Below are 22,561 nucleotides of genomic sequence, written 5' to 3'. Positions count from 1 at the left end.
GCCTACACATCCTCACTAATACTTAAGATAATCGTAATTACAACCCCAACTACCGCGAACGATACACCAGCTTCAAATATCGTCACAGTACTTAGTTCAATTTCCCCGAAAAAAGGTACTACAAAATTACCGAAGCTTTGAGTAAGAAATGGCACATCAAATACAAATGCACCAAAGCCCGTCCCAACTGCTAGAAATGCTCCAAATGCAGCAACCTTTTTGAAATCGAGCGGAATACCCTTCTTGATCGTTTCAATATCAGTTACGAGAAGCAGCAGTACAAACGCAGCTGAAAGGGCAAGTCCGGCAATAAATCCACCGCCCGGACTGTTATGCCCCGCGAAAAACAGGTAAACAGCCAAGGTCAGGATAATAAATACAGCAAGCTTCGTAACGGTACGCAAAATGACATTATTGATTTTCAAACTTATCCCCCCGATTTCCTGCCTTCAGTTTAATAATGGAGTACACTCCAATTCCGGCAATGAGGAGCACAACAACTTCAAGCATCGTATCAAACCCACGGAAGTCACTTAGAATCGTATTCACGATGTTGCGTCCGCCTGCAAGTTCATAAGAGTTCTCGAAGTATGTCGAAATCCGGTCAAACAAACGATTATTTTGAACTGCCAAAGCCACGGCAGTAAACGATGCACCAAAACCTATTGATATAAGCAATTTCGACAGATTTATTCTCCGTGGTTCGTTTTCCTTCTTCCATTCCGGTAAGAAATAATAAGCAACAAGGAAGAGAACGGTTGTTACCGTCTCAATGACCATTTGCGTTAGTGCAAGGTCGGGCGCTCGGAAGATAACGAATAACAGCGCAACTCCGTAACCCAAAACACTATTTAGGAGAATAGCAGTGAGCCGGGATTTTGCAAACAGAATGGAAATAGCCGCAATAATCAGCGTCAGTGCAATGATCCATTCAAAAATTGATATCTCCGCATTACCTGAGATCGTAAAGTCATATGATCCCGTCAAGACAAAGGCTCCTGCCACGAGCAGGATAAAGAATAAATAAATATACATTAAATAATGACGTAAAAGACCTGTCATATAACTGTTCGTAAACTTCCTGGACGATTTAACACTTTGCTCCAGTGTGAAGTTATACAATGTATTCAGCGACCAGCCTATCGGGAAAATCGCATAGATCCAGCGCCAAGCTCTTGGGAAGGAATAGAGCAAGATACCGAGCACGACGACACCAATTGTCATCCAAAGTGCTGTATTAAGCCCATGCCAAGCCGATATTTCTACACCTAAATTCATTTCTGTTACAAGGGTCGGGAACACACTTTCCACCGCTGGACGGATAATATAATTTCCAAGCATGTTCGGCATGAGGAAAATAAGCACGACGAGTCCTGCCAAAATAACAGGAGAAATCAGCATACCGCCAGGTCCTTCATTTGCCGGTCGTTCCAGCCTTTCTTCCTTATATGGTCCAAGAAAAGTCTGAAATACGATAATCATGCTGTACACAAAAGTGAAAATACTTGCCACCCATGCTACTATCGGAATCAAATTACCGATTGTATCCATATGAAATATACCAAGCTCGGTAATATCAACGGCTGCTTGGAAGAACATTTCCTTACTTAGAAAACCATTGAATGGAGGTAAACCAGCCATGGAAAAACTTCCAATCAAAGACACGGTAAACGTAATCGGCATAATTGTCGCCAAACCTCCGAGTCTTCTGATATCCCTTGTCCCTACTTCATGGTCCACAATTCCAACTGCCATGAATAATGCACCCTTAAAGGTGGAGTGGTTCACAAGATGGAACAATGCGGCGAAGGTTGCTTGCGAGTAAAAGACAGATTCTGTAGAATAACCGAAGTGAAGGGCAACGGAGCCCATTCCGAACATACTCATAATCATCCCAAGCTGACTAATCGTAGAAAAAGCAAGAAGAGCCTTAAGATCTGTTTGCCGCACAGCCTGAAATGAACCCCAAAACAGCGTAAACAACCCTACTCCAGTCACAATCCAGAACCATATCCCCTCACCACCAAATACTGGTGTAAAACGGGCAACCAAATAAATTCCGGCCTTTACCATTGTCGCAGAGTGTAAATACGCGCTGACCGGCGTCGGCGCTTCCATCGCATCCGGCAACCAAATATGGAATGGGAATTGAGCAGACTTTGTAAACGCCCCAAAGAGGACGAGCAACATGGCCGGCACAAACAAGCCGTGCCCCGTCATCTCCGGCATGATCTGAATAACTTCCCGCACACTCAGCGTTCCAGTCATTGTATAGATCATTAAAAATCCGATAAGCATACCAAAACCGCCACTTACCGTGATAAGTAATGATTTCTGCGCTCCTTCCCTGGAACGCTTCCGCTGATACCAGAATGCAATTAAGAGGAAAGAAGAAATACTTGTCAGCTCCCAGAACACATAAAGCACCATCATGTTGTCAGATAGGACGACCCCAAGCATCGCACCCATAAACAACATTAAATACGTATAAAAATGTCCCAGCTGTTCATTTTCAGACAAATAGTAAATCGAGTATAGGATCACAAGTGTTCCAATACCCGTAATAAGTAAAGCTAAAATTAAGCTAAGCCCATCCAAATAAGCGGTAAAGTTAATTCCATAGGAAGGAATCCATGAAATGGTGTGCAAAAAAGTCTTACCGTTTGCAATCTGAGGTATATAAAACAAAAGATAGCTAAATAATGATACAGCAACAATCATCGGTAATAATCCGATATGTAGCCGCGTTCCTTTTTTATAGAAAAGCGGGATAAGCATTGCAGCTAAAAAGGGTATAAGTACGACGAAATTCAAAGTTCCCAAAATCAAACCTCCAATCAAAAGTCACTTGTCGACTGCATAAAACATACAGGATTTCTTCAAGAAACATGCCGGTGTTGTTGTATATATGAAGTTATTTCATGATACCTTGACTTAATAAGTTAAGCGTATGATAATTAAGGGGCAACAAACCATTCGGAAACAAAGAATGTTGAATAGTATGTTATAAAATATTATGTGATTTTGTAGTAAAACCTATGTGGAATTGATATTACAAGTATTAATTATACATGAATATTAAACTGCTTGCACTTCAGAAGACTGGCGAGGCCTAAAAATAAATTTGTGTATTACTATTTTTCCCCTTTCCACATACTTATAACATGAAGTAAATTTTTCCGATTAGGTCTTCACGAACATTAGAATACATGTTAAAATGATACAGTTTCATCAAACAAAGTGAATTAAGCAGCAGAGTAATTAGGATAAAGAGGTGAATTTTGCCATCATGAAAAATATTAAAGGCCGTATGGATGAAAGGATTTTAGTCTGTGTTTACTATGGGCCAAATGGTGAGCGATTAATCCGGAGAGGACATAAACTTTCTCAAATTATGAATTGCCCATTATATGTGCTGACAGTAGACCCGCTGCCATACGACGACTTCGATGCGGAACGATCGAATTATGTGGAGGCTTGGGAAGAGTTATGCGATCAGCTTGGTATCGAAGAATTCATCTTGCGCGATAACGAAAAACGCCCGGTTGCAAAAGCAATAGCTGAAGTCGCCCATAGCCGGAACATCACGCAAATTGTTGTCGGGCAGACACCACAGAGCCGCTGGGAAGAAATTACAAAAGGTTCCTTCGTCAATTCAATTTTGAAAGAAATAACATTTGTCGATGTGCATATCGTATCCGTCGACCGTTCCCTAAAGAGCGATACCGATACGGATTTTGAAAAAGGCGTTCGTGCATTTTTAATCAAAGACGGGGACGATTACCGGATTACCTTCACAAGGGCGAGAGAAAACTTATATGAAGGAATCTTTTATAAAGAAATCGGCACAGACTTTAACAATGGGATCTTTAAATTTGTAACAAAGCATGGTAAAACTCGCCAACTCCATATAACAGACGACCTAGCAATAGGGGAAATCAAAGATGAACCGAATGTGAAAGTTGAGAAGCATTAGGGTAACCAAGAATAAAGGAGAAAGCGCCCTTACAGTAAGTTTAGCGGGCGCTTGCGCCGGACGTGGCTAACCCTGGATACCTAAGTTAGCACAGCATTTAATTTAAACGTTTCCTATACAACAAACAAAAATACCCGGAACGAGCAGCAATGCAAGGTTCCGGGTATTTTTTTATTCTATGGTCATGATATTCGCGAGTTCAATTGGGTCGATTGCTTTGCCATCACGGTAGACACGCATGTTGCCGCCGGAGATTTCGTCGATTAAGATAATATTCCCTTCTTTATCACGGCCGAATTCAAGTTTAATATCGTAGAGCTCAATATTTTTCCGAGCGAGTTCTTCCTTAATAATATCGGAAATATCAATAGTTAATTGTTTTAACGTCACATAATCCCCGCCGGAAAGAATACCGAGCATGCTAAGTGCGTCCCTGCTGATTGGTGGGTCATTACGCTCGTCATCTTTCAGCGTAACCTCCACAAACTTCTCTAGTTCTTGCCCTTCCTCCACGTATTTGCCATAGCGACGGAGGAAACTGCCAGCTGCCCGGTAGCGGCAAATAACTTCCAAACCATCACCGAAAGCATCTGCCGGTACAACGGTCATCGTTGTCCTATCTAAATCACTAGCAATAAAATGAGTTGGAATATTTCTCTCCTTAAGTATTTCGAAAAATAATGTGGTAAGCTTCAGCCCAGCCTGACCTGCGCCTTCCATTGTCATCCCAACCGTATTCGCACCCGGGTCAAAAACACCAGCATCCCCTGTCACATCATCTTTAAATTTCAATAAATAATTACCATTATCAAGTTCATAGACATCTTTCGTCTTACCTTCGTATAGTCGCTTCATTTTATCCCTCAGTTCTATGGGTGTATTATGCCTATTATTTTAGCATAGAAATTTGCGCTTGAAAAAGAACATGAGCTAATGTACGCTTTTGCACAAGCAGACAAAAGAATATTTCCATATTTTCATGTATAATAGTAATCAAGCGAAACATGCACGGAGGTGACGTAATGGATGCATCTAAAATACTTGCTAAATTAGAAAATAGAACACCCCGGGTTATGGGCGAACAACATTATAGACAATCTGCCGTACTTCTCCCCCTCACAACCATTCAGAATGAAACCCATATCCTATTTGAAGTAAGGGCGATGCATATGCGGAGTCAGCCTGGAGATGTCTGTTTCCCTGGTGGGAGGATCGACCCGCAAGATCCAAGCCCGAAGCATGCAGCAATCCGGGAAACAACGGAAGAGTTGGGGATTAGCGCTAAGAATATTGAAGGGTTGACCCCTCTTGATTATATCGTTAATGACAGTGGCCGCATCATTTATCCCTTTGTAGGAACCTTGCTTCACTCGGAAACAATCGTTCCAAACGAAGCTGAAGTCGCTGAAGTATTCACCGTCCCGCTCAATTTCTTTCTAGAAACGGAGCCGGAAATTTATAAAGTCCGTGTCCACGTGACGCCAGAAGATAATTTCCCATTCGACCGCATTGTCGGTGGCAAAGACTATAAATGGAGCGCAAACCATATCAATGAAATCTTCTATCAATATAACGGCAAAGTAATCTGGGGACTAACTGCAAGAATACTCATGCACTTCCTTCAGCTCATTAGAAAATAAACGAGACTAGAGTCAGTGCATTTGTCCTAATTCATAAATGCAACAACGTAAAAAGGCATATACGCTTCCTGCCCGAAGCATATATGCCTTTCTTTAACGACGTCTGGCTCCAGCGCCCAGCAACTATCAAACTTCACACTCCTCCAATCGATAAGTCAACATCAACTCACTGCGTTCGTTGTGTTTCCTTTATCTCATTTCGGAGTGCTCCAGTTTGTACGTTGCTAACCGGGCGCTTCCGCCTTTTTATATAATTAACCCCTTTTTGTTTGAAACCTAACCCTCTACTTTTTCTACAACACGTTCTCTCATTGTTCCGTTTTTCATAAAGTTTGTATGCCAGGAGAGTGCTTTCTCAAGGACATGCGGTGTCTGCCCTCCGCGTCCAAGTGCTTCCTGGTAATATGCCCAAAGCTGTTCCCGATACATCGGATGGGCACAGTTTTCAATAATGAGTGGAACTCGTTCTCTTGGTGCGAGTCCCCGTAAGTCAACATACCCTTGCTCCGTTACAATAACATCTACATCATGTTCCGTATGATCAACGTGTGATACGAATGGCACAACACTAGAGATGTCGCCATTTTTTGCAATTGACTTCGTAACAAAAATTGCAAGTCTTGCATTACGAGCGAAATCTCCTGATCCACCGATACCGTTCATCATTTTCGTTCCGGTAACATGTGTCGAGTTCACGTTTCCATAAATATCTAGCTCAAGTGCTGTATTAATCGATAGGAGACCTAGTCGACGGATAAGCTCTGGCTGGTTGGAAATTTCCTGTGGGCGGATGACAAGCTTATCCCGGTATTTCTCAAAGTCACCGAAGACAGTTTCCATCTTTTCTTCCGATAAAGTAATGGAGCAGGCAGAAGCAAAATCGACTTTCCCCGCATCGATTAAGTCAAATACAGCGTCCTGCAATACTTCGGAATAGACTTCAAGATTTTCAAATTCCGACTCCAGCATCCCATGCAATACTGCGTTCGCTACCGTTCCAATACCCGACTGCAATGGCATAAGTTTTTTCGTTAAGCGCCCATCCTCGATTTCTTCCCTTAGGAAATCAAGCAAGTGATCTGCAATTTGCTGCGTTTCTTCATCCGGCGGTAAAATAGTCGATGGATAGTCCAACTGCTCTGTAAAGACAATTCCTTTAATTTTATCTATATCTAATGGAATTCCGATATCTCCGAGACGATCGTCTACTTTCGTTAATGGAATCGGCTGTCTTTTCCCTTGCACTTCCGGACTGTACAAGTCGTGTACTCCCTCAAGACTTTCCGGTTGAGCTGTATTGATTTCAATTATCAAATGGTCCGCCGCTTCAACAAAAGCTAGGTTGTTCCCAACGGATGTACTTGGGATCAGTAATCCATCTTCCGTTATCGATACGCCTTCGATGATTGCGTAATCGACTTCAATTACACCCGAACGCAAGAGTTCAGCAGTATGAGACAAGTGCTGGTCGGCAAACAAATGGTCTCCTGAGTTAATTGCTTTACGCATTGCTGAATCAGCCTGGAAAGGAACTCGTTTGTTCACAATGCCCGCTTCTGCCATCATCTTATCAATATCAGAGCCGAGGGAGGCTCCCGTGTATACGTTTACTTTTATGTCCTCGCCATCTTTCGCTCGCTCCACTAATGCTCTCGGTACTGCTTTCGCATCGCCTGCCCGCGTAAAACCACTCAAGCCTAGTGTCATTCCATCTTCAATCCATGATGCCGCAACTTGCGCAGAAGTAACGCGATCATGAAGATCCGTAAGATGTATGCGCTTTAATCTTTCCCGCATGAAAATTTCCCCCTTCTCTAAAAAGATCTCTTACAAATAATTTTACAAGAGAAGTAGGGGGAAATTGGATTTCCGGGATAGACTTCATATTTATTTGATTAAAACAAGCCTAATTGTGAACAAACCATGAATTTTTTGCATTAAAACCCTAACAATTTTCGGAAATAACTAGAATAGGATTGACTTACTGGAATCTTCTCCCCGCCGATCATCGATAATAATAAAGTCGAATGCGTGTCAGGGAAAATTTCTTTAATATGGTGTACATTCACGATAAAAGAACGATGGCAACGTACAAATATATCCCGAGGTAATAAATATTCAAATTCCTGAAGGGTGTTCTTATGTGTCCCATAATCATGTTCAGCGATGACGTGGGTTTTCCTATCTTTCGCTTCTAAAAACTGCACTTCCTGAAAAGGAATCGGTTTCCAGCCATCTTCCGTCCGCACCGTCACGACCGATTTCCCATCGGTGAATGCTGGATAAATAGCCGTCACACAACCAGCCACTTCTTTTCCTTCAAAATAAGGTACAGCCATTCCATGATAAGGCACACCGAATACAGAACGGTCGATGAACTCGGAGGATTTTTGCTTCGTTGCAATAGCTTGATATGCGATCGTTCCTTCCTTAATTGGATCTCCTGGCGTAATTTTTAAATCGATTCGTTTACTCCTGCGATAATAAATATATTCCTTCGTATCCGAGACTGCGATGGATACTTCATCAGAAAAAAGTTCGCCCATGACATCCAATAAGGAATCTAAATTCAACATCTTCATGTTCCACCTCATCATTCGTTTAAAGCTTTATACTTACTATGCATTCTGGAAAGTTTTCGGCATGACGACTGCGACAACTTCCCCTTTAACAACACATTCCTCACCGGCAAAGACCTCAGCATGTACTTTCCACTTCTTCGGATGAACTTCTTCTACCGTCCCAATCGCTGTCAAAGGTACACCTTGTGGAGTCGGTTTCATAAAATCCAGATGGAGCGATGCTGTCACAAATCTTGGAGGTTCTGCCCCGTTCCCCGGTTCGTGACCATTTTTCCGGTGCAAGGCCAATGCTGCCGACCCTGTTCCATGACAATCAACAAGCGATGCAAGCACACCACCATAGACAAAACCTGGTATTGCCTTATGTTCGTCTTTCGGCTGATATTCTGTCCTCGTCTTCTCCCCTTGCCAAAACGTCCGGAAATGATGCCCCGCTTCATTTAATCTGCCACACCCATAACACCAAGCAAACTCATCTGCATATTCATCTTGGATCGCAATTCTTTCCTGCACCATCACTTTTCCCCCTTGTATAATTACTCTTCCACACATTGAAAAACTACCTTTAGTATATCATATATCTATTTGGTTGCCCTTTCACATGTTTTAACGACTGAGGCCGTTAGTAGCGGAATTTACTTAACTTTGGTAATCTATAAAGTGGAACTTCATTCAGTGGTGCGAGCTTTTCTCCCCTGCTGAATGATCTAAGCCAATCGGTCCGTTACTGGTTGTTAGGTCTCCCCTTTCGTATTAACGAGTTAACTAGCGTTTGAAGTTGGGAGGGCTTACAGCGAGTTACACAGTGATAGATTGGGAGATAAATCGTGATGCGAACAAACTTGAGGGGGTTATTTCATGAAGAGGCTAGTAATACTAGGCGGGGGTTACGGCGGGATTAAAGTGCTCTCCGGATTGCTAGAAAATTATCTTCCAGACGATATAGAGATTACATTGATTGACCGGAACCCATTTCGTTCCTTAAAAACTGAATTCTATACTATTGCAGCCGGAACGGTCGCTGATTCAGAAGTACGTGTGGAATTCCCGGAGGACAAGCGGGTCCAGTATATGTTTAAAGAAGTTACAAAAATTGATACAGAAAATAACAAAATCATATTCGAAGACCCAGAAGATACACTTCACTTTGATTACTTGGTAATTGGACTCGGTTGCGAAGACAATTATCACGGCGTTAAAGGGGCCATCGAATATACAGAAAGTGTTCAGACCTTTTCTAAGGCAAGACATACAGGCGTCGCGGTCGGTAACTTGAATGCTTACGGTAAGGTTACTGTTGTAGGAGCTGGTTTGAGCGGAATTGAAGTAGCTTCTGAAATCCGCGAAAGCCGGCCGGACTTGAACATTCGTCTGCTCGACCGGGGACCGACTGTTTTGAAAGCATTTGATGAGAAAATCCAAAATCATGTAGAAAGATGGTTCATTGCCAATGATGTCGATGTCATTCATCACTCCAATGTTGAATACGTAGAAAAAGACGGTGTGTGCAATAATGGTGTCTGTTACTTGAATGATGTCACTATTTGGACCGCTGGTGTAAGACCTGTCTATCTTGTCCGTGAACTGCCATTCAAAAAAGACATGCATGAAAAGATCATCGTTAATGAATATTATCAAGTACCAGAGCAACAAAATATTTTCGTCCTTGGTGACTGTGCCGCGTCCGAGCTTTCGCCAAGCGCCCAGCTTGCAGGGGCCCAAGGAGAACAGCTTGCTGAAATCTTACTCGCACTATTACGCGGCAAAACTCCGAGAAAACCACGCCCAATCAAGTTAAGAGGCACACTTGGATCCCTCGGGAAATCGGATGGTTTCGGTAATATGATGACAATGCCAATGACCGGGCTCCTTCCCCGCTTAGCGAAGTCTGGCGTATTATGGTTGAACAAACGTCACTAATGTTAATAAATCTCACGCTATATTAAGGGTAAACCATACTTTAGAGGAGTGAGATCATACGTTTCATCTTCAAGCTTACTGTCAGTTTGATCGCCGCATTCCTGTGGTTTTTCGAACACTCCAAATCAATAGCTTGAATTCTTTTCATCATTTTGCAAAAATAAAACAAAGTAATAAAAGAACAAAGGCGGAAGCGCCCGTTTAGCAACGTACAAACTGGAGCACTCCGGAATGAGATAAAGGAAACACAGCGAACGATAGTGAGTTGATGTTGACTTATCGATTGGAGGAGTGTGAAGTTTGATAGTTGCTGGGCGCAGAGCGGACGTGGCTAGACCTGGTTAGCTAAGTTATCACGGCATTTTTATTTTATAGTTTCTCATTAGAAAGGGGAAGAATTCATGAACGTGTTGTTGATTGGAGCAAATGGTCAAATAGGAAAACATATCATCCAGCTCGCGAAAGACGAAGCTGATATTTCCTTAACGGCAATGGTACGTAAAGAAGAACAGCTAGATGAGTTGACAGCAAATGGTACAGATGCAGTACTGGCAAACTTAGAAGGTTCGGTTGCTGATTTAGAGAAAGCAATAGACGGAGCAGACACTGTTATCTTCACAGCAGGATCAGGCGGTCATACAGGAGCTGATAAAACAATTCTCGTTGACCTCGACGGCGCAGTGAAAGCAGTTGAAGCTGCTGAAAATGCTGGTGTTGAACGTTTCATTATGGTCAGCGCATTCCAGGCACAGAATCGTGAAGCTTGGGCGGAAAGTCCAATCAAACATTATATGGCAGCGAAGCATTATGCTGACCGCTTCCTCTTGGATAGTAAATTGAAGCATACGATTATTCGCCCGGGAAGGCTAGAGAACGAAGCAGGCACTGGAAAAATTCAAGCAGGTGACTTGAAGGAATATGGTGCAATTGCGCGAGAAGATGTTGCGAAAACGGTAATCGCGAGCTTAAAAAATAAAAACACCGAAAACACGTCCTTTGATATCATTTCGGGTAAACAGTCGATTGAAGACGCGATTAAAAACTTATAAAGTGAAACTAACATTCAGTGGAGAATTCCTTACCTCCCCACTGAATGTTAGTTGAACAGAATCAGGTATTTACGGACTGTATATCCCCACCCTCACATGTTGGGCTTCCCTCATGTTTAGAGGTGGGGGTATTACAGACCGTTAATACGTGATAAAAATGTAATAAAACTCGAATCAGCGTGCATGATGCTCATTCGAGTTTTTTTATTCGAATGACTTTATATGTGATTTAAGGACAGGATTGTTCAATAAGAAACTGCTTATTGTACATAAATTTCTACATGGTCTCTTAATTTACCTTCTTATTGTTAATTCTAAATTGGTGAGGTGAGCAGCCACATATTTTTTTAAAGTGTTTGTAGAAACTAGAAAGATTCTTGTACCCTATCTGAAAGCATATTTCCATGATGTTATGATCTGTATTCAATAATAAACTCTTGGCTTTATGAATTCTTATATTTTCAAGGTATTTGTGTGGCGTGCTACCTAAATTTTCTTTGAATATTCGACTTAAATGATAGGGGCTTACGCCAATTTTGACAGCAAGGTTGTTCAAGGTGACTTTTTTTTCATAGTTCTTTTCTAAATAAAATTTTGTTTTCTCCACTACTTCTTGTTGAGGGTCATAAATGTCAATAAAAAGCTCAGGTCGACATCTTTTACATGGTCGAAATCCTTGTTGTAGAGCTTCCATAGCATTTTTAAAAAAACATATATTTTCATAGTTAGGGGTTTTGGATTTACAAGATGGTCGACAAAAAATACCAGTTGTCTTTACGGCATAAAAAAACTTACCATCATATCTTTTGTCGCATGTAACTATTGCTTTCCACTTTACTTCGAATGAAAATAGATTATTTGATTTCATGGATTAAATTCTCTCCAATTGATAAAGTTTCTATTAGCTAATACCGCCAGGAAAGTTTCTATTAGCTAATACCGCCAGGTAAGCTTTACATATCACCAATAAACCATTATGTTAACTTTAATTTTCATTGACTAACTTGCTTTCTTCAAGGATAGAAACCTTTTTTGAAATGTCATATAGATAACATATAAAGCGGTAATGATTATAGGGACAAAGATGTATAATTGAAAAAACGGTAATACAAGGATACAAAAGATTAGTGAAAATAAAGAAGACCACCAGGGTAAGGTTTTATTTTTAAAAAGTTTAACACCAGCAGCCATAGAAAAAATATACACTAACACTCCTAACGAAGTCGGAATAAATAAAATATCGTTAAATGTCATTGTCAAGTATTCTGTAATAATAACTCCGATACCTGCAAAACCAATTACAAAAACAACCATACGTCTTGGGACTTGTTTAGTTGGATGCATATGTGATAATTTTTTTGGAAACGCACCATCTCTACTCAAAGAGTATCCGAGTTGCGCTAGGCTTGCTACAAACGCATTTGAAGTTCCTATACATATGAAAAATGCCGAAATAGCGGTCACAATTTGTGCACCTACTCCTAGTGCTTCCTCCATTATAACGCCAATTGGTGAAAGATTACTCTCAATACTTCCGTATGTCCCGGTTCCGATTGTTACAAAACTTAGCGCTAAAAATAATATCCCTATAATTATTACACTAATAATGGTACTATTAACAATATTTTTATCTGGATCTTTAAAGTGATTAGCAAGATTACAAATAGCTTCCCATCCAAAAAATGCCCAAAATATTGCTGTTATTGCTGTTCCAATTGAGTACCATCCATTAGAGGCAAAGGGAGTAAAATTTTCCAATCTGATGCTCGGTATTGAAATTATGATGGTAATTGTAAGCATTAATAGTAAACAACCACTTATGATTAACGCAACTTTACCACTAACCTTAATTCCGTTATAATTTGCTGTACCTGCAATTACTAAAATGATCAATGCAATTAAAGTTCTTGCTAGATCAGAAAATCCAAATGCTTGACTAATGTAAAATGCCCCAGTTAAAGATACAATCGTTTGTCCAACTGCAGCAGTGACAAAGTAAAACCAACCTACAATATTTCCGGAATGAAATCCAAATGATTTCCTTACAAAAGTTGCAGCACCCCCAGCATCTGGGTATTCACGTGCTAGACAAGCAAATGTGTAGGCGAGTGGAAGATTAGCAAGAATTACAATTATCCAAGACAATATGGATGCAGGACCTGCAATAGAAGCTGTAACCGATGATATAAATAGAACACCCGATCCAAGTATTGCAGCAATATACAATGCTATACCTTCATATAAACCAATAGAACGCTTTCCCATAAATATCCCCTCTTTCAATTAAAACATTAACACTTCAAGGGATTTAATTTCTTCTCTTTTCTTGCGTTCTAATTCCCTATTGTTAATTTCGTAATAATAATTTTCATTGGCATATAGTTTCTTGAGAGTCATTGGGATAGCTATTCAACTATAGGGCGCGTCAATCAAAGAAGGGTTAACGCTCTTTTCATTTAATGTAATAATGGGGCAGGTTTGTTTCAAAAGAAAAGGAGGAAATCAATGAAATTCGTACTTATATTTGGACCTCAGGCTGTTGGAAAAATGACAGTAGGGCAGGAATTAGAAAAGATAACCGAATTGAAATTATTTCATAACCATATGACCATCGAATTACTTGAACCATTTTTCGGTTTTAGTCCAGAAATGTGGAGATTATCAACTCTATTTAGGACGGAAATATTTAAGGCAGTAGCTGAGAGTAAACAAAAAGGCTTAATATTCACCTATGTATGGGCATTTGACCAACAAGATGATTGGGATTATGTAGATAATATATGTGAAATTTTTGAATCCAAGGAGGCAAGTATTTATTTTGTAGAATTAGAAGCCAATCTTGACGAAAGAGTGGAACGAAATAAAAGTCCACATCGTCTGGAACATAAGCCTACAAAAAGAAATGTTGATTGGTCAGAAAAGGAAATAAAGGAGACAATGAAAAAATACAGATTGAATTCCAAAAAAGGTGAAATTAAAAAGGAAAATCACATAAGAATTGATAATACTAATTTGAGTCCTATGGAAGTAGCTAAGATTATTTCAGAAAGATTTAATTTATAACCTTATGAATAAGAGAGCCTTAAAATAATCAATCTCTTTATTATAAAAAGTCTTGCTATATCTAAAAGTGAAGAATCCATTTTGATTAATCTTTTTTCAAAATGGATTCTTCTAATTACAGTAATATGCGGGGTTGTGATGTACTTTTAGCTTTTAACCAAAAAATAATCCACCCTTGAGTTGGTCGCTCGAGTGGATTATTTGCTGCCAGTCGCCCTTGCAGGGAACCTAGCTATTGGATAGACAGAAGGTAGTAGCACATCTTCTGTCATTTTTAATTTATTCAATTTCTAATATTAGAATACCCCAACTTAATGGAAAAGAATAAGTAAAGATTGAATAAATCTTGTTTATTATCCAGTCTATCACGGTCTCATTCCTAATATTCCTTTTCAATTTTCTTTGTACTTCTCACCGTATCAATCGGACGGACCATCTTTTCGATCTGTTCGCGTTTCGGCTCTAAGAACGGTGGCAAGGATAGCTTCTCGCCTAGTGTTTCGTAAGGCTCATCCCCCATGAATCCCGGACCATCCGTTGCAAATTCAAAGAGAATCTGTGGAGCTACCCGTGCATACAAGGAACCAAAGAAGAAGCGATCAACAAACCCGGACGTTGGGAAACCAAAGCTATCCATCCGGTCTATCCACTCATCAAGAACAGAGCGGTCCTCTACTCGGAAAGCTGCATGGTGAACGGTACCGAAACCTTGACGGTGCGGCGGCATTACTACGTTTTTCTCCACTATCACTTGGGCACCATTTCCACCCTCGCCGACTTCAAATAAGTGCGCGCCATCCTCTTCTGCAATCTCTTTAAAAAGCAAGACCTTTTCCAGCATTTCTTTAAAATAATCGAACTGGCTCACGCGGATAAAAATTGGTCCAAGGCCAGTAATCGCATACTCTAACGGGATAGGGCCATTCTGCCATGGAATACCGGAAGCAATTCCTTCATTATTTTCATCTGAAATAAGCTGGTAGTTCTGATCATCAAAATCAACAAATGAGATCGTCTTCTTACCAAATCGTTCTTTAATTCCAGTATGTTTCACTTCAAGACGGTCAAAGCGTTTTACCCAGTAATCCAGGGCTGCATCACTTGGCACGCGGAAAGATGTTTTATAAATCTCATCGGTCCCATGCACCCCTTTAGGTATACCTGGAAAATCAAAGAATGTCATATCTGTTCCAGCATTTCCTTCATCATCGGCGAAAAATAAATGATACGTTTGAATATCGTCCTGGTTCACTGTTTTCTTCACAAGGCGCATTCCTAACACATACGTAAAAAACTCATAGTTCTTCTCGGCACTACTTGTAATCGCGGTTACGTGGTGAATTCCTTTTAAATGATTCATTCATTACCCTCCACAAATTCAGTTTATATTAATTAAAGTATTTTTAATTCATTATATGTAGATAATAACAGCTGTAAACATTCTTGTCAACAATAAAATAACCCCTTCTATTTGAAGTGGGTTATTTTACATTTACAGATCATCTCTGTCTCGTGGTGGGTTTTCGTTTGCTCGTTCTCTACGATACTCTGGGTCAAAGTCATCGGCAAATTCCGTTCCGAATGTCGCCTGGTTCGTTGCCTGGACGCCGCGATCCATATCTGTATCGGTTTCTGGATCAAAGAAAAAGCTTAGACAAATTAATCCGCTTAAACCGACAAGTCCATACACAAGTCGAGAAAGACCCGCGGCCTGTCCGCCAAAGATGCTTGCAACGAGGTCAAATTGGAATAAAGCAATAAGTCCCCAGTTAATCGCTCCAATGATTACAAGTGCCAATGCAATTTTTCGTAAAGTATGCATTGTCAACACCTCCTAAAATAGTTACAATCATAGCTTTACAAATAAACTGTAAATTATTCATAATAAAGATGAATGTGCCCGTTTAGGATCCCATTATTTTATAATTTTTAAAGCACAAAAAAAGCAGTAAGGAATTTTCCTCACTGCCGCTTACAAGGTCTTTTCTAGCCGTGTTTGAATAACTTTCGCAATCTCCATTGCTATTAGGGCTATAATGGAAAGTCCGATACTGATCGCGAACTCCCGGAAACCAAATTCTGGTGGGATATTGAAGATTTCTCTTGCAAATGGCAATGTCGTCATACCGTATAAGAGAAAACCTATCACAACGGCGCCGAGTACATATTTATTTTGGAAAAAGCCTGCGCCGATTGCTGTCTGTGTATTCGAACGGGTTGCAAACGTTTGTAATGTCCGGGAAAGGATGAGCGTTGAAAAGGCCATTGCCACCCCCATTTCCGCAGAGTGACGGATTCCAAGATAAAAGGCAATAATGACAACGGTCGCAATCATAACACCTCTTGTCGTGACAGCCCGTAATGTCCCACCTTCAAAAATGCCTTCATCTATTTTCCTCGGTTTCCGGTCCATAATATTCGGTTCCGGCTTTTCCATCCCGAGTGCAATTGCCGGAAGTGAATCATTTACCAGGTTGATAAATAAAAGCTGCAAGGCAGTAAACGGATTCGGTAAATTAAAAATAACCGCGTACAAAATAGCGATAATCGCTCCTAAGTTCCCAGCAAATAAATAACTGATCGCTTTTTTAATATTGTCGTATACCGTGCGCCCAACACCAACCGCTCGGACAATCGAAACAAAATTATCATCGGTTAAAATCATCGCAGCAGAGTCTTTCGCTACATCTGTTCCACTTCCCATTGCGACACCAATATCAGCCTGTTTCAATGCCGGTGCATCGTTCACACCGTCTCCAGTCATCGCTGAAATCTTACCTTTCCGTTGCCAGGCCTGGACAATCCGAATTTTATTCTCTGGTGAAACACGAGCATAAACAGATATCGATGTTAACTTCTCATCCAGTTCCGCATCACTCCACCCGTCCAATTCTTGACCGGTAAGCGCGATATCTCCTTCCCGCGCAATACCGATATCTTTCGCAATTGCCTGGGCAGTTGTTTTATGATCACCAGTAATCATGACCGTTCGGATTCCTGCATTTGTCGCCTCGCAAATCGAGTCATATACCTCTTCCCGAGGCGGATCAATCATCGCTGTGAGACCTATGAGGACAAAATCAAATTCATCTTCTGCGGTAACGGTCACCGTTTCTTCTGGAAGCTTTTTATAACCATAGGCAAGCACACGAAGGGCCTGATTGGAAAATTCCTCATTCATTTCGGTAAATTTCGAGAGTAATTCTTCAGTTGCCGGAACTTCTTCGCCAGCCTGTAAAACATGGCTTGCCCGATTCAGTATAATATCCGGTCCACCCTTTGTAAGGAGCAAGCGCTCTCCGTGAATCAAATGAATTGTTGACATGAGCTTCCGGTCTGAGTCAAAAGGCAGTTCTCCGAGGCGGGCGTAAGTTTCCCGAATTTCTTCATATCCTTTCCCCTGCTCATTGACGAAATGGATCAGCGCTGTTTCCGTCGGATCACCGATTTCATTTCCGTCCGGATCTATCCTTGCGTCATTACAGAGGGCAGCAACATTGCGCAACATCTGCTTTGCCTTCTTAGCCGTTTCCTCTTCCTTCCCTAACACAAAATAATCAGTGACCGTCATTTTATTCTGGGTTAATGTTCCAGTTTTATCTGTACAGATGACACCGGCACTGCCCAACGTTTCAACGGCAGGAAGTTTTCGGATGATGGCATGCTGTTTTGCCATTTTATTCGTACCGACGGATAAGACAATTGTAACGATCGATGATAAAGCTTCAGGTATCGCTGCTACCGCAATCGCGACGGAGAACATTAATGCGTTCAATAATGCTGTTCCGGTTGCTACTTCTGAATTCCCGAACCATATTCGCAGCGCCTGTATGGCAAAAATTAAAATACAGAGGATTAAAATGCCGAGACCAAGCTTTTTCGAAAACACCTCAAGTTTTTGTTGCAGCGGGGTTTGCTTTGCTTCCGCCGTTTGAATCAGGTCAGCAATTTTTCCAATCTCCGCCTGTTCAGCCGTACCTGTTACAACAAACCTCCCACGGCCATTTACGACGAGAGAACTGCTATAAACAGAGTTAAATCGATCCCCGAGTGGAGCTTCTCCAGATATCGTTTTCGTATTCTTCAAAACGGCTTCAGACTCCCCGGTAAGCATGCCTTCATTTACCCTAAGCGATTCGCTTGAGATGATTCTCCCGTCAGCAGGAATATAGTCTCCTGCTTCGAGCAATACGATGTCTCCTGGCACGAGTTCCCGGGCTGGTATTATCGTATTGGTGCCATCCCGAATGACCTTCGCTTCCGGGGCTGACATATCCCGTAATGCCTCGAGCGAGCTTTCTGCTTTTTTTGTCTGAATGACACTGATCACGGAGTTTATAATGAGTACGAGGAAAATAATGAGCGATTCCGCGATTTCACCGAGCAAAATCTGAATGCCTGCCGCAGCAAGCAGAACAATGACCATCGGATCCTTGAAGGTTTCGAGGAATAATTTCCAAGTTGCGACTTGTTCTTTATCTGCTAGTTCGTTATAGCCAAATTCCTTTACTCGTTTCTCTGCTTCGTTTTGTTTTAGTCCTTCCGTGGTTGCTTCAAGTTCTTCCAGTACTTCTGTTGTGTCCTGTTGGTAATATGCCATCGCGCTTGTTCCTTTCTCCTGGATTGAATAAAAGGTTCACTATAATGAATACCACAATTCAAACATTCTATTCTTTTTTATAAAACCTAAAAAATCAAAAAACGAATTGCTTTCATTCAGCGTGAGTGTATGCAACTTACTCCTGGAGGTCCGCAGTCCAGACACCTCTCGCTTTCCGCGGGCGGCCGGCAAGCCTCCTCGCGCTATCGCGCTGTGGGGTCTCGCCAGGCCTATCCTCCCGCTGGAGTCTCGAGGTGTCTGGACTGCTCCGAGGAAAGGTCAAATTTGGAGCATTATTTTTCATTTTAGTAAGAGGACGCTTATCAGTGACATATTTTCCATTAATAATAATCCTTTCTACCAGTTCAGTTGCCGGTGGACGGTGACTCCTGCGGGAAAGCGGAGACGATGAGACCCCGCAGGAAGTGCCTTTCTTCCGAGACAGACTAAGAACGCTCTCGTATGTGGCAACGTCTGACATTAACATCCTGTGCGTCGAGGCTTCGGCTTTGCCTTAGAATGCGCATCCGTCCACCAGGCAACTGAACGGCGATTAGAGAGCCCGTCTGGGGAGCGCGCAAAACCCTTACGCTGAATGAAAGGAATCGTGGGTTTCCTATATTTTGCAAAGATACATCTTGCTTGTCTCAAGCTATTTGTTGGATTACAAAAATAACAAGGCGCATAACGGTGCAAGGATGGAAACGATGATCGCGCTGAGTATCATTGCAATGGAACTTATGGAACCTTCTAAGGCGTCTCTATCCATGCTCGTAGCTGTACCGATTGCATGCGAAGCGCTCCCCATACCAATTCCTCTTCCAATCGGTCGCTCCAATTTAAAGAGTTTAAATATAACTGGACTAATAATTGCCCCGGAAACTCCAGCTATGACAACGAAAACTGCTGTCAAGGATAGCGGTCCTTCCAATGTCTCACCAATAGAAATCGCTACTGGAGTCGTGATCGATTTTGGCAGAAGTGCAAGGATCAGTTCCCTCTCGAAGCCAAGCGCTTTTGCCATGAACAGACCTGTCGTTACCCCCACGAAAGCACCAATCGTGACTCCTGCGAAAATTGGTTTCATGTATTTCTTCAGCATGTCATAATGCCTATAAAGTGGTAACGCAAGCGCTACTACCGCCGGCCCCATCAGAAATTCAATCCACTGACCGCCAATCATATATGTTTCATAAGGGATATCAAAGAGAAGTAAAGCGAGAATCATAATCGCAGAAACAGCGACAATCGGGAGAGTGAGCGGTGATTGAACCTTTTTATGGATAGGAAGAATAAGTGAATAGATAATGATGGTCACAGTAATTGCGATTATACCAATTGCAATTTCATTCATGTTGTGTTTCCTTTCCGTGGGCCAGCTGTTCACTAACCGCTCCGCCTACTCCCATGACAAGCGCTGTGCTGATTACTGTAATAAGGAGAAGGAATATCCCTTTTCCTCTAAACAATTCAAGGTATTCCATAAATCCGATGGTCACCGGAATAAAGAATAAGGTGAGATGTCTTAACAAAAGGGAAGTCCCTTCTTCCATCCACTTTATTTTAATGATTCCCATTTTTAATAGAAGAAATAAAAGAAGCATACCAATGACACTGCCTGGTATGAGTATGTGAAAAACTTCCTGAAGAAAGTTCCCAATCAGGAGTAAAGCATATAAGAAGAAAATATGAGTAATAATGCGAAATACGCCAACCAACTGCAAAAGCTCCTTCCTTCAACAAACAGTCTATCCCAAGTATAGCAGAAAGTTGAAGGTTTATCAATAAAGTGAAACTTCAGTCAGTGGGGTTTCCTTACCTCCCCACTGAATGTTAGTTGAACAGAATCAGGGATTTACGGACTGTACATCCCCAACATTCACATCTTGGGCTTCCCTCATGTTTAGAGGTGGGGGTATTACAGACCGTTAATACGTGGTAAAACGAGACTAGCACGAATGCCAGCCTCGTTTTATTCATTCTAGCCAAAGCGACCGGAAATATAGTCTTCGGTGCGGCTGTCTTTTGGATTGGTGAAAATTTTATCCGTTTCATCAAACTCGATAACTTCCCCATTCAAGAAGAACGCCGTTTTATCTGAAATGCGTGCAGCTTGTTGCATATTATGTGTAACGATAACGATGGAATAATCTTCACGCAGCTCTTGAACAAGCTCCTCAATCCGGAGCGTTGACTTCGGATCAAGTGCTGAAGTGGGCTCGTCCATTAAAATGACGTCAGGTTCAACCGCTAGACAACGTGCAATACAAAGTCGTTGCTGCTGTCCGCCCGAAAGACCATATGCATTCTCATTCAAGCGGTCTTTCACCTCATCCCAAATGTAGGCACCACGAAGGCTCTTTTCCACAATTTCATCAAGTATTTTTTTATTTTTAATTCCATGGATTTTCGGCCCGTAAGCAATGTTTTCATATATCGACTTTGGGAAGGGGTTCGGTTTCTGGAAAACCATGCCGACTTGGGTCCTTAAATCTTCGACACGGAAATTTCGATCTAAAATATTTCTGTTTTTATACTTGATTTCACCTGTTGTGCGAACACCTGGAACAAGTTCAACCATGCGATTCAATGTTTTAATATATGTTGACTTTCCGCAACCGGATGGACCGATGACGGCGGTGACTTCCTTTTCTTTAATTGATAGATTAATATCCTTTAATGCATGGGTGTCTGAATACCATAAATTCAACTGGTTTGTTTCAAATACGGCACGCTTCTTTTCTTGTCGGCCAGTCTTTTTGACGACCTGATCATTTAATTTTACCGTGATTTTCTGACTCATTATGTTCTCTCCTTAAAAACGTGACTTGAATCAATTAATCGCTTAATAGCGTTGTTGGAATTTATTTCGGATGAAAATGGCTACGGAATTGAGTAAGAATAATAGGACGAGCAACACGATAATCGTAGCAGCTGCAAGATAAGTATACTCAGCAACTAAGGATGCATCGAGTGTCCAGTAATAAATCTGCATCGGGAGTGCCGTAAATGTATCGAATAAGCCACCTGGAAACGGGATGAGCAATGCAGGAATCCCAATAACTGTAAGGGGCGCTGTCTCCCCGATTGCCCGCGATAATGCAAGAATCGAGCCCGTCAAAATTCCTGGTAGTGCTGCTGGCAGGATAATCTTCTTCACCGTCTGCCATTTCGTAGCCCCCATACCATAGCTTGCTTCACTTAAAAAATTAGGAACTGCACGAATCGATTCTTGAGCTGCAACAATAACAATCGGCAATACTAAGAGTGATAATGTTAAACCACCTGCCAACACGACGTTACCGAAATCAAGGGCACGGACAAAAATTGTTAGTCCTAGTAAACCATAAACGATTGATGGCACACCGGCTAAGTTTGATATATTTGTAGCGATAAAGTTTTGAAAACGGCCAGGCTTTGCATAAAGTTCGAGATAAATAGCAGTTCCCACTCCTATAAATAAAGTGACCGGGATGACGACAAGCATGAGCCAGGAGGTTCCAAGAATTGCCCCCATAATTCCTGCACGATCAGGGTCTGTCGATAATCTACCCGTTATAAAATCCCAATCCAACCAAGCAATACCTTGAGAGAATACGCGAACAAGTAATACCGCTAAGACAATTAAGCCAAATAAGGTGGAGAGTAAAAAGATGAATTTTAAGATTGAATTATTGCGTACCCGTGATTTCATCCGCTTCTCTACAACTGCTTCATCAACATATCTCATA

20 protein-coding genes are annotated in these 22,561 nt (G+C 41.5%); 5 read left to right on the top strand and 15 right to left on the bottom strand.

Annotated elements, in window-relative coordinates; genetic code table 11:
* Window positions 1-2: 2 nt before the first annotated feature.
* Together WKU33_RS00855 and WKU33_RS00850 are read right to left on the bottom strand one after the other, a co-directional pair.
* Window positions 3-425, bottom strand: a complete 423-nt coding sequence (locus WKU33_RS00855) for a Na(+)/H(+) antiporter subunit B (RefSeq protein WP_156854071.1) — start codon at window positions 423-425, stop codon at window positions 3-5.
* On the bottom strand, window positions 412-2,823 hold the full coding sequence (locus tag WKU33_RS00850) for a Na+/H+ antiporter subunit A (RefSeq protein ID WP_340452777.1): 2,412 nt from the start codon (window positions 2,821-2,823) through the stop codon (window positions 412-414). The genes WKU33_RS00855 and WKU33_RS00850 overlap by 14 nt, the downstream gene beginning before the upstream one ends.
* A 466-nt stretch (window positions 2,824-3,289) precedes the next feature.
* Between WKU33_RS00850 and WKU33_RS00845 the strand changes: the two genes are divergently transcribed.
* On the top strand, window positions 3,290-3,976 hold the full coding sequence (locus WKU33_RS00845; RefSeq protein ID WP_156854069.1) for a universal stress protein: 687 nt from the start codon (window positions 3,290-3,292) through the stop codon (window positions 3,974-3,976).
* A 171-nt stretch (window positions 3,977-4,147) separates the two neighbouring features.
* Here WKU33_RS00845 and WKU33_RS00840 read toward each other — a convergent pair whose 3' ends face one another.
* Complete coding sequence (locus WKU33_RS00840; protein ID WP_336251759.1) at window positions 4,148-4,831, bottom strand: phosphoribosylaminoimidazolesuccinocarboxamide synthase; 684 nt, start codon at window positions 4,829-4,831, stop codon at window positions 4,148-4,150.
* 167 nt (window positions 4,832-4,998) lie between these two features.
* Here WKU33_RS00840 and WKU33_RS00835 point away from each other — a divergent pair, with 167 nt between their 5' ends.
* Window positions 4,999-5,616, top strand: a complete 618-nt coding sequence (locus WKU33_RS00835; RefSeq protein ID WP_340452775.1) for an NUDIX hydrolase — start codon at window positions 4,999-5,001, stop codon at window positions 5,614-5,616.
* A 276-nt stretch (window positions 5,617-5,892) separates the two neighbouring features.
* Here the strand turns inward: WKU33_RS00835 and WKU33_RS00830 are convergent, their stop codons facing one another.
* From WKU33_RS00830 to WKU33_RS00820, 3 genes are all read right to left on the bottom strand, one after another.
* Entirely contained in the window at window positions 5,893-7,413 is a 1,521-nt protein-coding gene (locus WKU33_RS00830) for an acetyl-CoA hydrolase/transferase family protein (protein ID WP_340452772.1), read from the bottom strand.
* A gap of 140 nt (window positions 7,414-7,553) precedes the next feature.
* Window positions 7,554-8,198 (bottom strand): LytTR family DNA-binding domain-containing protein, encoded by a 645-nt coding sequence (locus tag WKU33_RS00825; RefSeq protein ID WP_188855862.1) that lies wholly within the window; start codon window positions 8,196-8,198, stop codon window positions 7,554-7,556.
* A gap of 36 nt (window positions 8,199-8,234) precedes the next feature.
* Entirely contained in the window at window positions 8,235-8,714 is a 480-nt protein-coding gene (locus tag WKU33_RS00820) for a PaaI family thioesterase (RefSeq protein WP_445321667.1), read from the bottom strand.
* A 342-nt stretch (window positions 8,715-9,056) separates the two neighbouring features.
* Between WKU33_RS00820 and WKU33_RS00815 the strand changes: the two genes are divergently transcribed.
* Both WKU33_RS00815 and WKU33_RS00810 read left to right on the top strand, forming a co-directional pair.
* Entirely contained in the window at window positions 9,057-10,118 is a 1,062-nt protein-coding gene (locus WKU33_RS00815) for an NAD(P)/FAD-dependent oxidoreductase (protein WP_336251761.1), read from the top strand.
* 401 nt (window positions 10,119-10,519) lie between these two features.
* A complete protein-coding gene (locus WKU33_RS00810) occupies window positions 10,520-11,167 on the top strand; it encodes an SDR family oxidoreductase (protein WP_336251762.1) in 648 nt (215 codons plus the stop codon).
* 289 nt (window positions 11,168-11,456) lie between these two features.
* On the opposite strand, the gene WKU33_RS00805 is transcribed toward WKU33_RS00810, so the two are convergent.
* A complete protein-coding gene (locus WKU33_RS00805) occupies window positions 11,457-12,035 on the bottom strand; it encodes a bifunctional transcriptional activator/DNA repair enzyme AdaA (protein WP_188855865.1) in 579 nt (192 codons plus the stop codon).
* 131 nt (window positions 12,036-12,166) lie between these two features.
* Window positions 12,167-13,432 carry an APC family permease gene (locus tag WKU33_RS00800; RefSeq protein ID WP_340452769.1) on the bottom strand — a complete coding sequence of 422 codons (1,266 nt, stop codon included), beginning with the start codon at window positions 13,430-13,432 and terminating at the stop codon, window positions 12,167-12,169.
* Window positions 13,433-13,672: 240 nt separating this feature from the next.
* Here WKU33_RS00800 and WKU33_RS00795 point away from each other — a divergent pair, with 240 nt between their 5' ends.
* Window positions 13,673-14,230, top strand: a complete 558-nt coding sequence (locus WKU33_RS00795; protein ID WP_340452767.1) for an AAA family ATPase — start codon at window positions 13,673-13,675, stop codon at window positions 14,228-14,230.
* A 379-nt stretch (window positions 14,231-14,609) separates the two neighbouring features.
* Here WKU33_RS00795 and WKU33_RS00790 read toward each other — a convergent pair whose 3' ends face one another.
* The 7 genes from WKU33_RS00790 to pstA form a co-directional block, all read right to left on the bottom strand.
* Window positions 14,610-15,590: a ring-cleaving dioxygenase gene (locus WKU33_RS00790; protein WP_340452765.1), complete on the bottom strand. Its 981-nt coding sequence runs from the start codon at window positions 15,588-15,590 to the stop codon at window positions 14,610-14,612.
* A 132-nt stretch (window positions 15,591-15,722) separates the two neighbouring features.
* Window positions 15,723-16,052 carry a DUF378 domain-containing protein gene (locus WKU33_RS00785; RefSeq protein ID WP_340452763.1) on the bottom strand — a complete coding sequence of 110 codons (330 nt, stop codon included), beginning with the start codon at window positions 16,050-16,052 and terminating at the stop codon, window positions 15,723-15,725.
* Window positions 16,053-16,202: 150 nt separating this feature from the next.
* Window positions 16,203-18,830, bottom strand: coding sequence for a cation-translocating P-type ATPase (locus WKU33_RS00780; protein WP_340452761.1), 2,628 nt, complete (start codon window positions 18,828-18,830; stop codon window positions 16,203-16,205).
* Window positions 18,831-19,494: 664 nt separating this feature from the next.
* The gene (locus WKU33_RS00775; RefSeq protein ID WP_340452760.1) at window positions 19,495-20,184 is read right to left on the bottom strand and encodes an LrgB family protein; all 690 of its coding nucleotides are present in this window, start codon (window positions 20,182-20,184) and stop codon (window positions 19,495-19,497) included.
* Entirely contained in the window at window positions 20,177-20,548 is a 372-nt protein-coding gene (locus WKU33_RS00770) for a CidA/LrgA family protein (protein ID WP_198042615.1), read from the bottom strand. The genes WKU33_RS00775 and WKU33_RS00770 overlap by 8 nt, the downstream gene beginning before the upstream one ends.
* Before the next feature lie 263 nt (window positions 20,549-20,811).
* Window positions 20,812-21,633 carry a phosphate ABC transporter ATP-binding protein PstB gene (gene pstB / locus WKU33_RS00765; RefSeq protein ID WP_156856224.1) on the bottom strand — a complete coding sequence of 274 codons (822 nt, stop codon included), beginning with the start codon at window positions 21,631-21,633 and terminating at the stop codon, window positions 20,812-20,814.
* A gap of 42 nt (window positions 21,634-21,675) precedes the next feature.
* Window positions 21,676-22,560, bottom strand: coding sequence for a phosphate ABC transporter permease PstA (gene pstA, locus WKU33_RS00760; RefSeq protein WP_336251771.1), 885 nt, complete (start codon window positions 22,558-22,560; stop codon window positions 21,676-21,678).
* Window position 22,561: the final 1 nt, after the last annotated feature.

This window comes from Oceanobacillus sp. HCA-5259 (assembly GCF_037892815.1).
In the GTDB taxonomy this organism is placed as follows: Bacteria; Bacillota; Bacilli; order Bacillales; family Amphibacillaceae; genus Oceanobacillus; species Oceanobacillus indicireducens.
Note: the sequence above shows the minus strand (reverse complement) of the source record. Positions and strands in the feature narration are given on the sequence as shown.

Excerpts from the sequence above, each read along its gene's own strand:
- WKU33_RS00845 (WP_156854069.1), top strand. The coding sequence starts at position 3,290 with ATGAAAAATATTAAAGGCCGTATGGATGAAAGGATTTTAGTCTGTGTT.
- WKU33_RS00840 (WP_336251759.1), bottom strand. The coding sequence starts at position 4,831 with ATGAAGCGACTATACGAAGGTAAGACGAAAGATGTCTATGAACTTGAT.
- WKU33_RS00835 (WP_340452775.1), top strand. The coding sequence starts at position 4,999 with ATGGATGCATCTAAAATACTTGCTAAATTAGAAAATAGAACACCCCGG.
- WKU33_RS00830 (WP_340452772.1), bottom strand. The coding sequence starts at position 7,413 with ATGCGGGAAAGATTAAAGCGCATACATCTTACGGATCTTCATGATCGC.
- WKU33_RS00825 (WP_188855862.1), bottom strand. The coding sequence starts at position 8,198 with ATGAAGATGTTGAATTTAGATTCCTTATTGGATGTCATGGGCGAACTT.
- WKU33_RS00820 (WP_445321667.1), bottom strand. The coding sequence starts at position 8,714 with ATGGTGCAGGAAAGAATTGCGATCCAAGATGAATATGCAGATGAGTTT.
- WKU33_RS00815 (WP_336251761.1), top strand. The coding sequence starts at position 9,057 with ATGAAGAGGCTAGTAATACTAGGCGGGGGTTACGGCGGGATTAAAGTG.
- WKU33_RS00810 (WP_336251762.1), top strand. The coding sequence starts at position 10,520 with ATGAACGTGTTGTTGATTGGAGCAAATGGTCAAATAGGAAAACATATC.
- WKU33_RS00805 (WP_188855865.1), bottom strand. The coding sequence starts at position 12,035 with ATGAAATCAAATAATCTATTTTCATTCGAAGTAAAGTGGAAAGCAATA.
- WKU33_RS00800 (WP_340452769.1), bottom strand. The coding sequence starts at position 13,432 with ATGGGAAAGCGTTCTATTGGTTTATATGAAGGTATAGCATTGTATATT.
- WKU33_RS00795 (WP_340452767.1), top strand. The coding sequence starts at position 13,673 with ATGAAATTCGTACTTATATTTGGACCTCAGGCTGTTGGAAAAATGACA.
- WKU33_RS00790 (WP_340452765.1), bottom strand. The coding sequence starts at position 15,590 with ATGAATCATTTAAAAGGAATTCACCACGTAACCGCGATTACAAGTAGT.
- WKU33_RS00785 (WP_340452763.1), bottom strand. The coding sequence starts at position 16,052 with ATGCATACTTTACGAAAAATTGCATTGGCACTTGTAATCATTGGAGCG.
- WKU33_RS00780 (WP_340452761.1), bottom strand. The coding sequence starts at position 18,830 with ATGGCATATTACCAACAGGACACAACAGAAGTACTGGAAGAACTTGAA.
- WKU33_RS00775 (WP_340452760.1), bottom strand. The coding sequence starts at position 20,184 with ATGAATGAAATTGCAATTGGTATAATCGCAATTACTGTGACCATCATT.
- pstB (WP_156856224.1), bottom strand. The coding sequence starts at position 21,633 with ATGAGTCAGAAAATCACGGTAAAATTAAATGATCAGGTCGTCAAAAAG.
- pstA (WP_336251771.1), bottom strand. The coding sequence starts at position 22,560 with ATGAGATATGTTGATGAAGCAGTTGTAGAGAAGCGGATGAAATCACGG.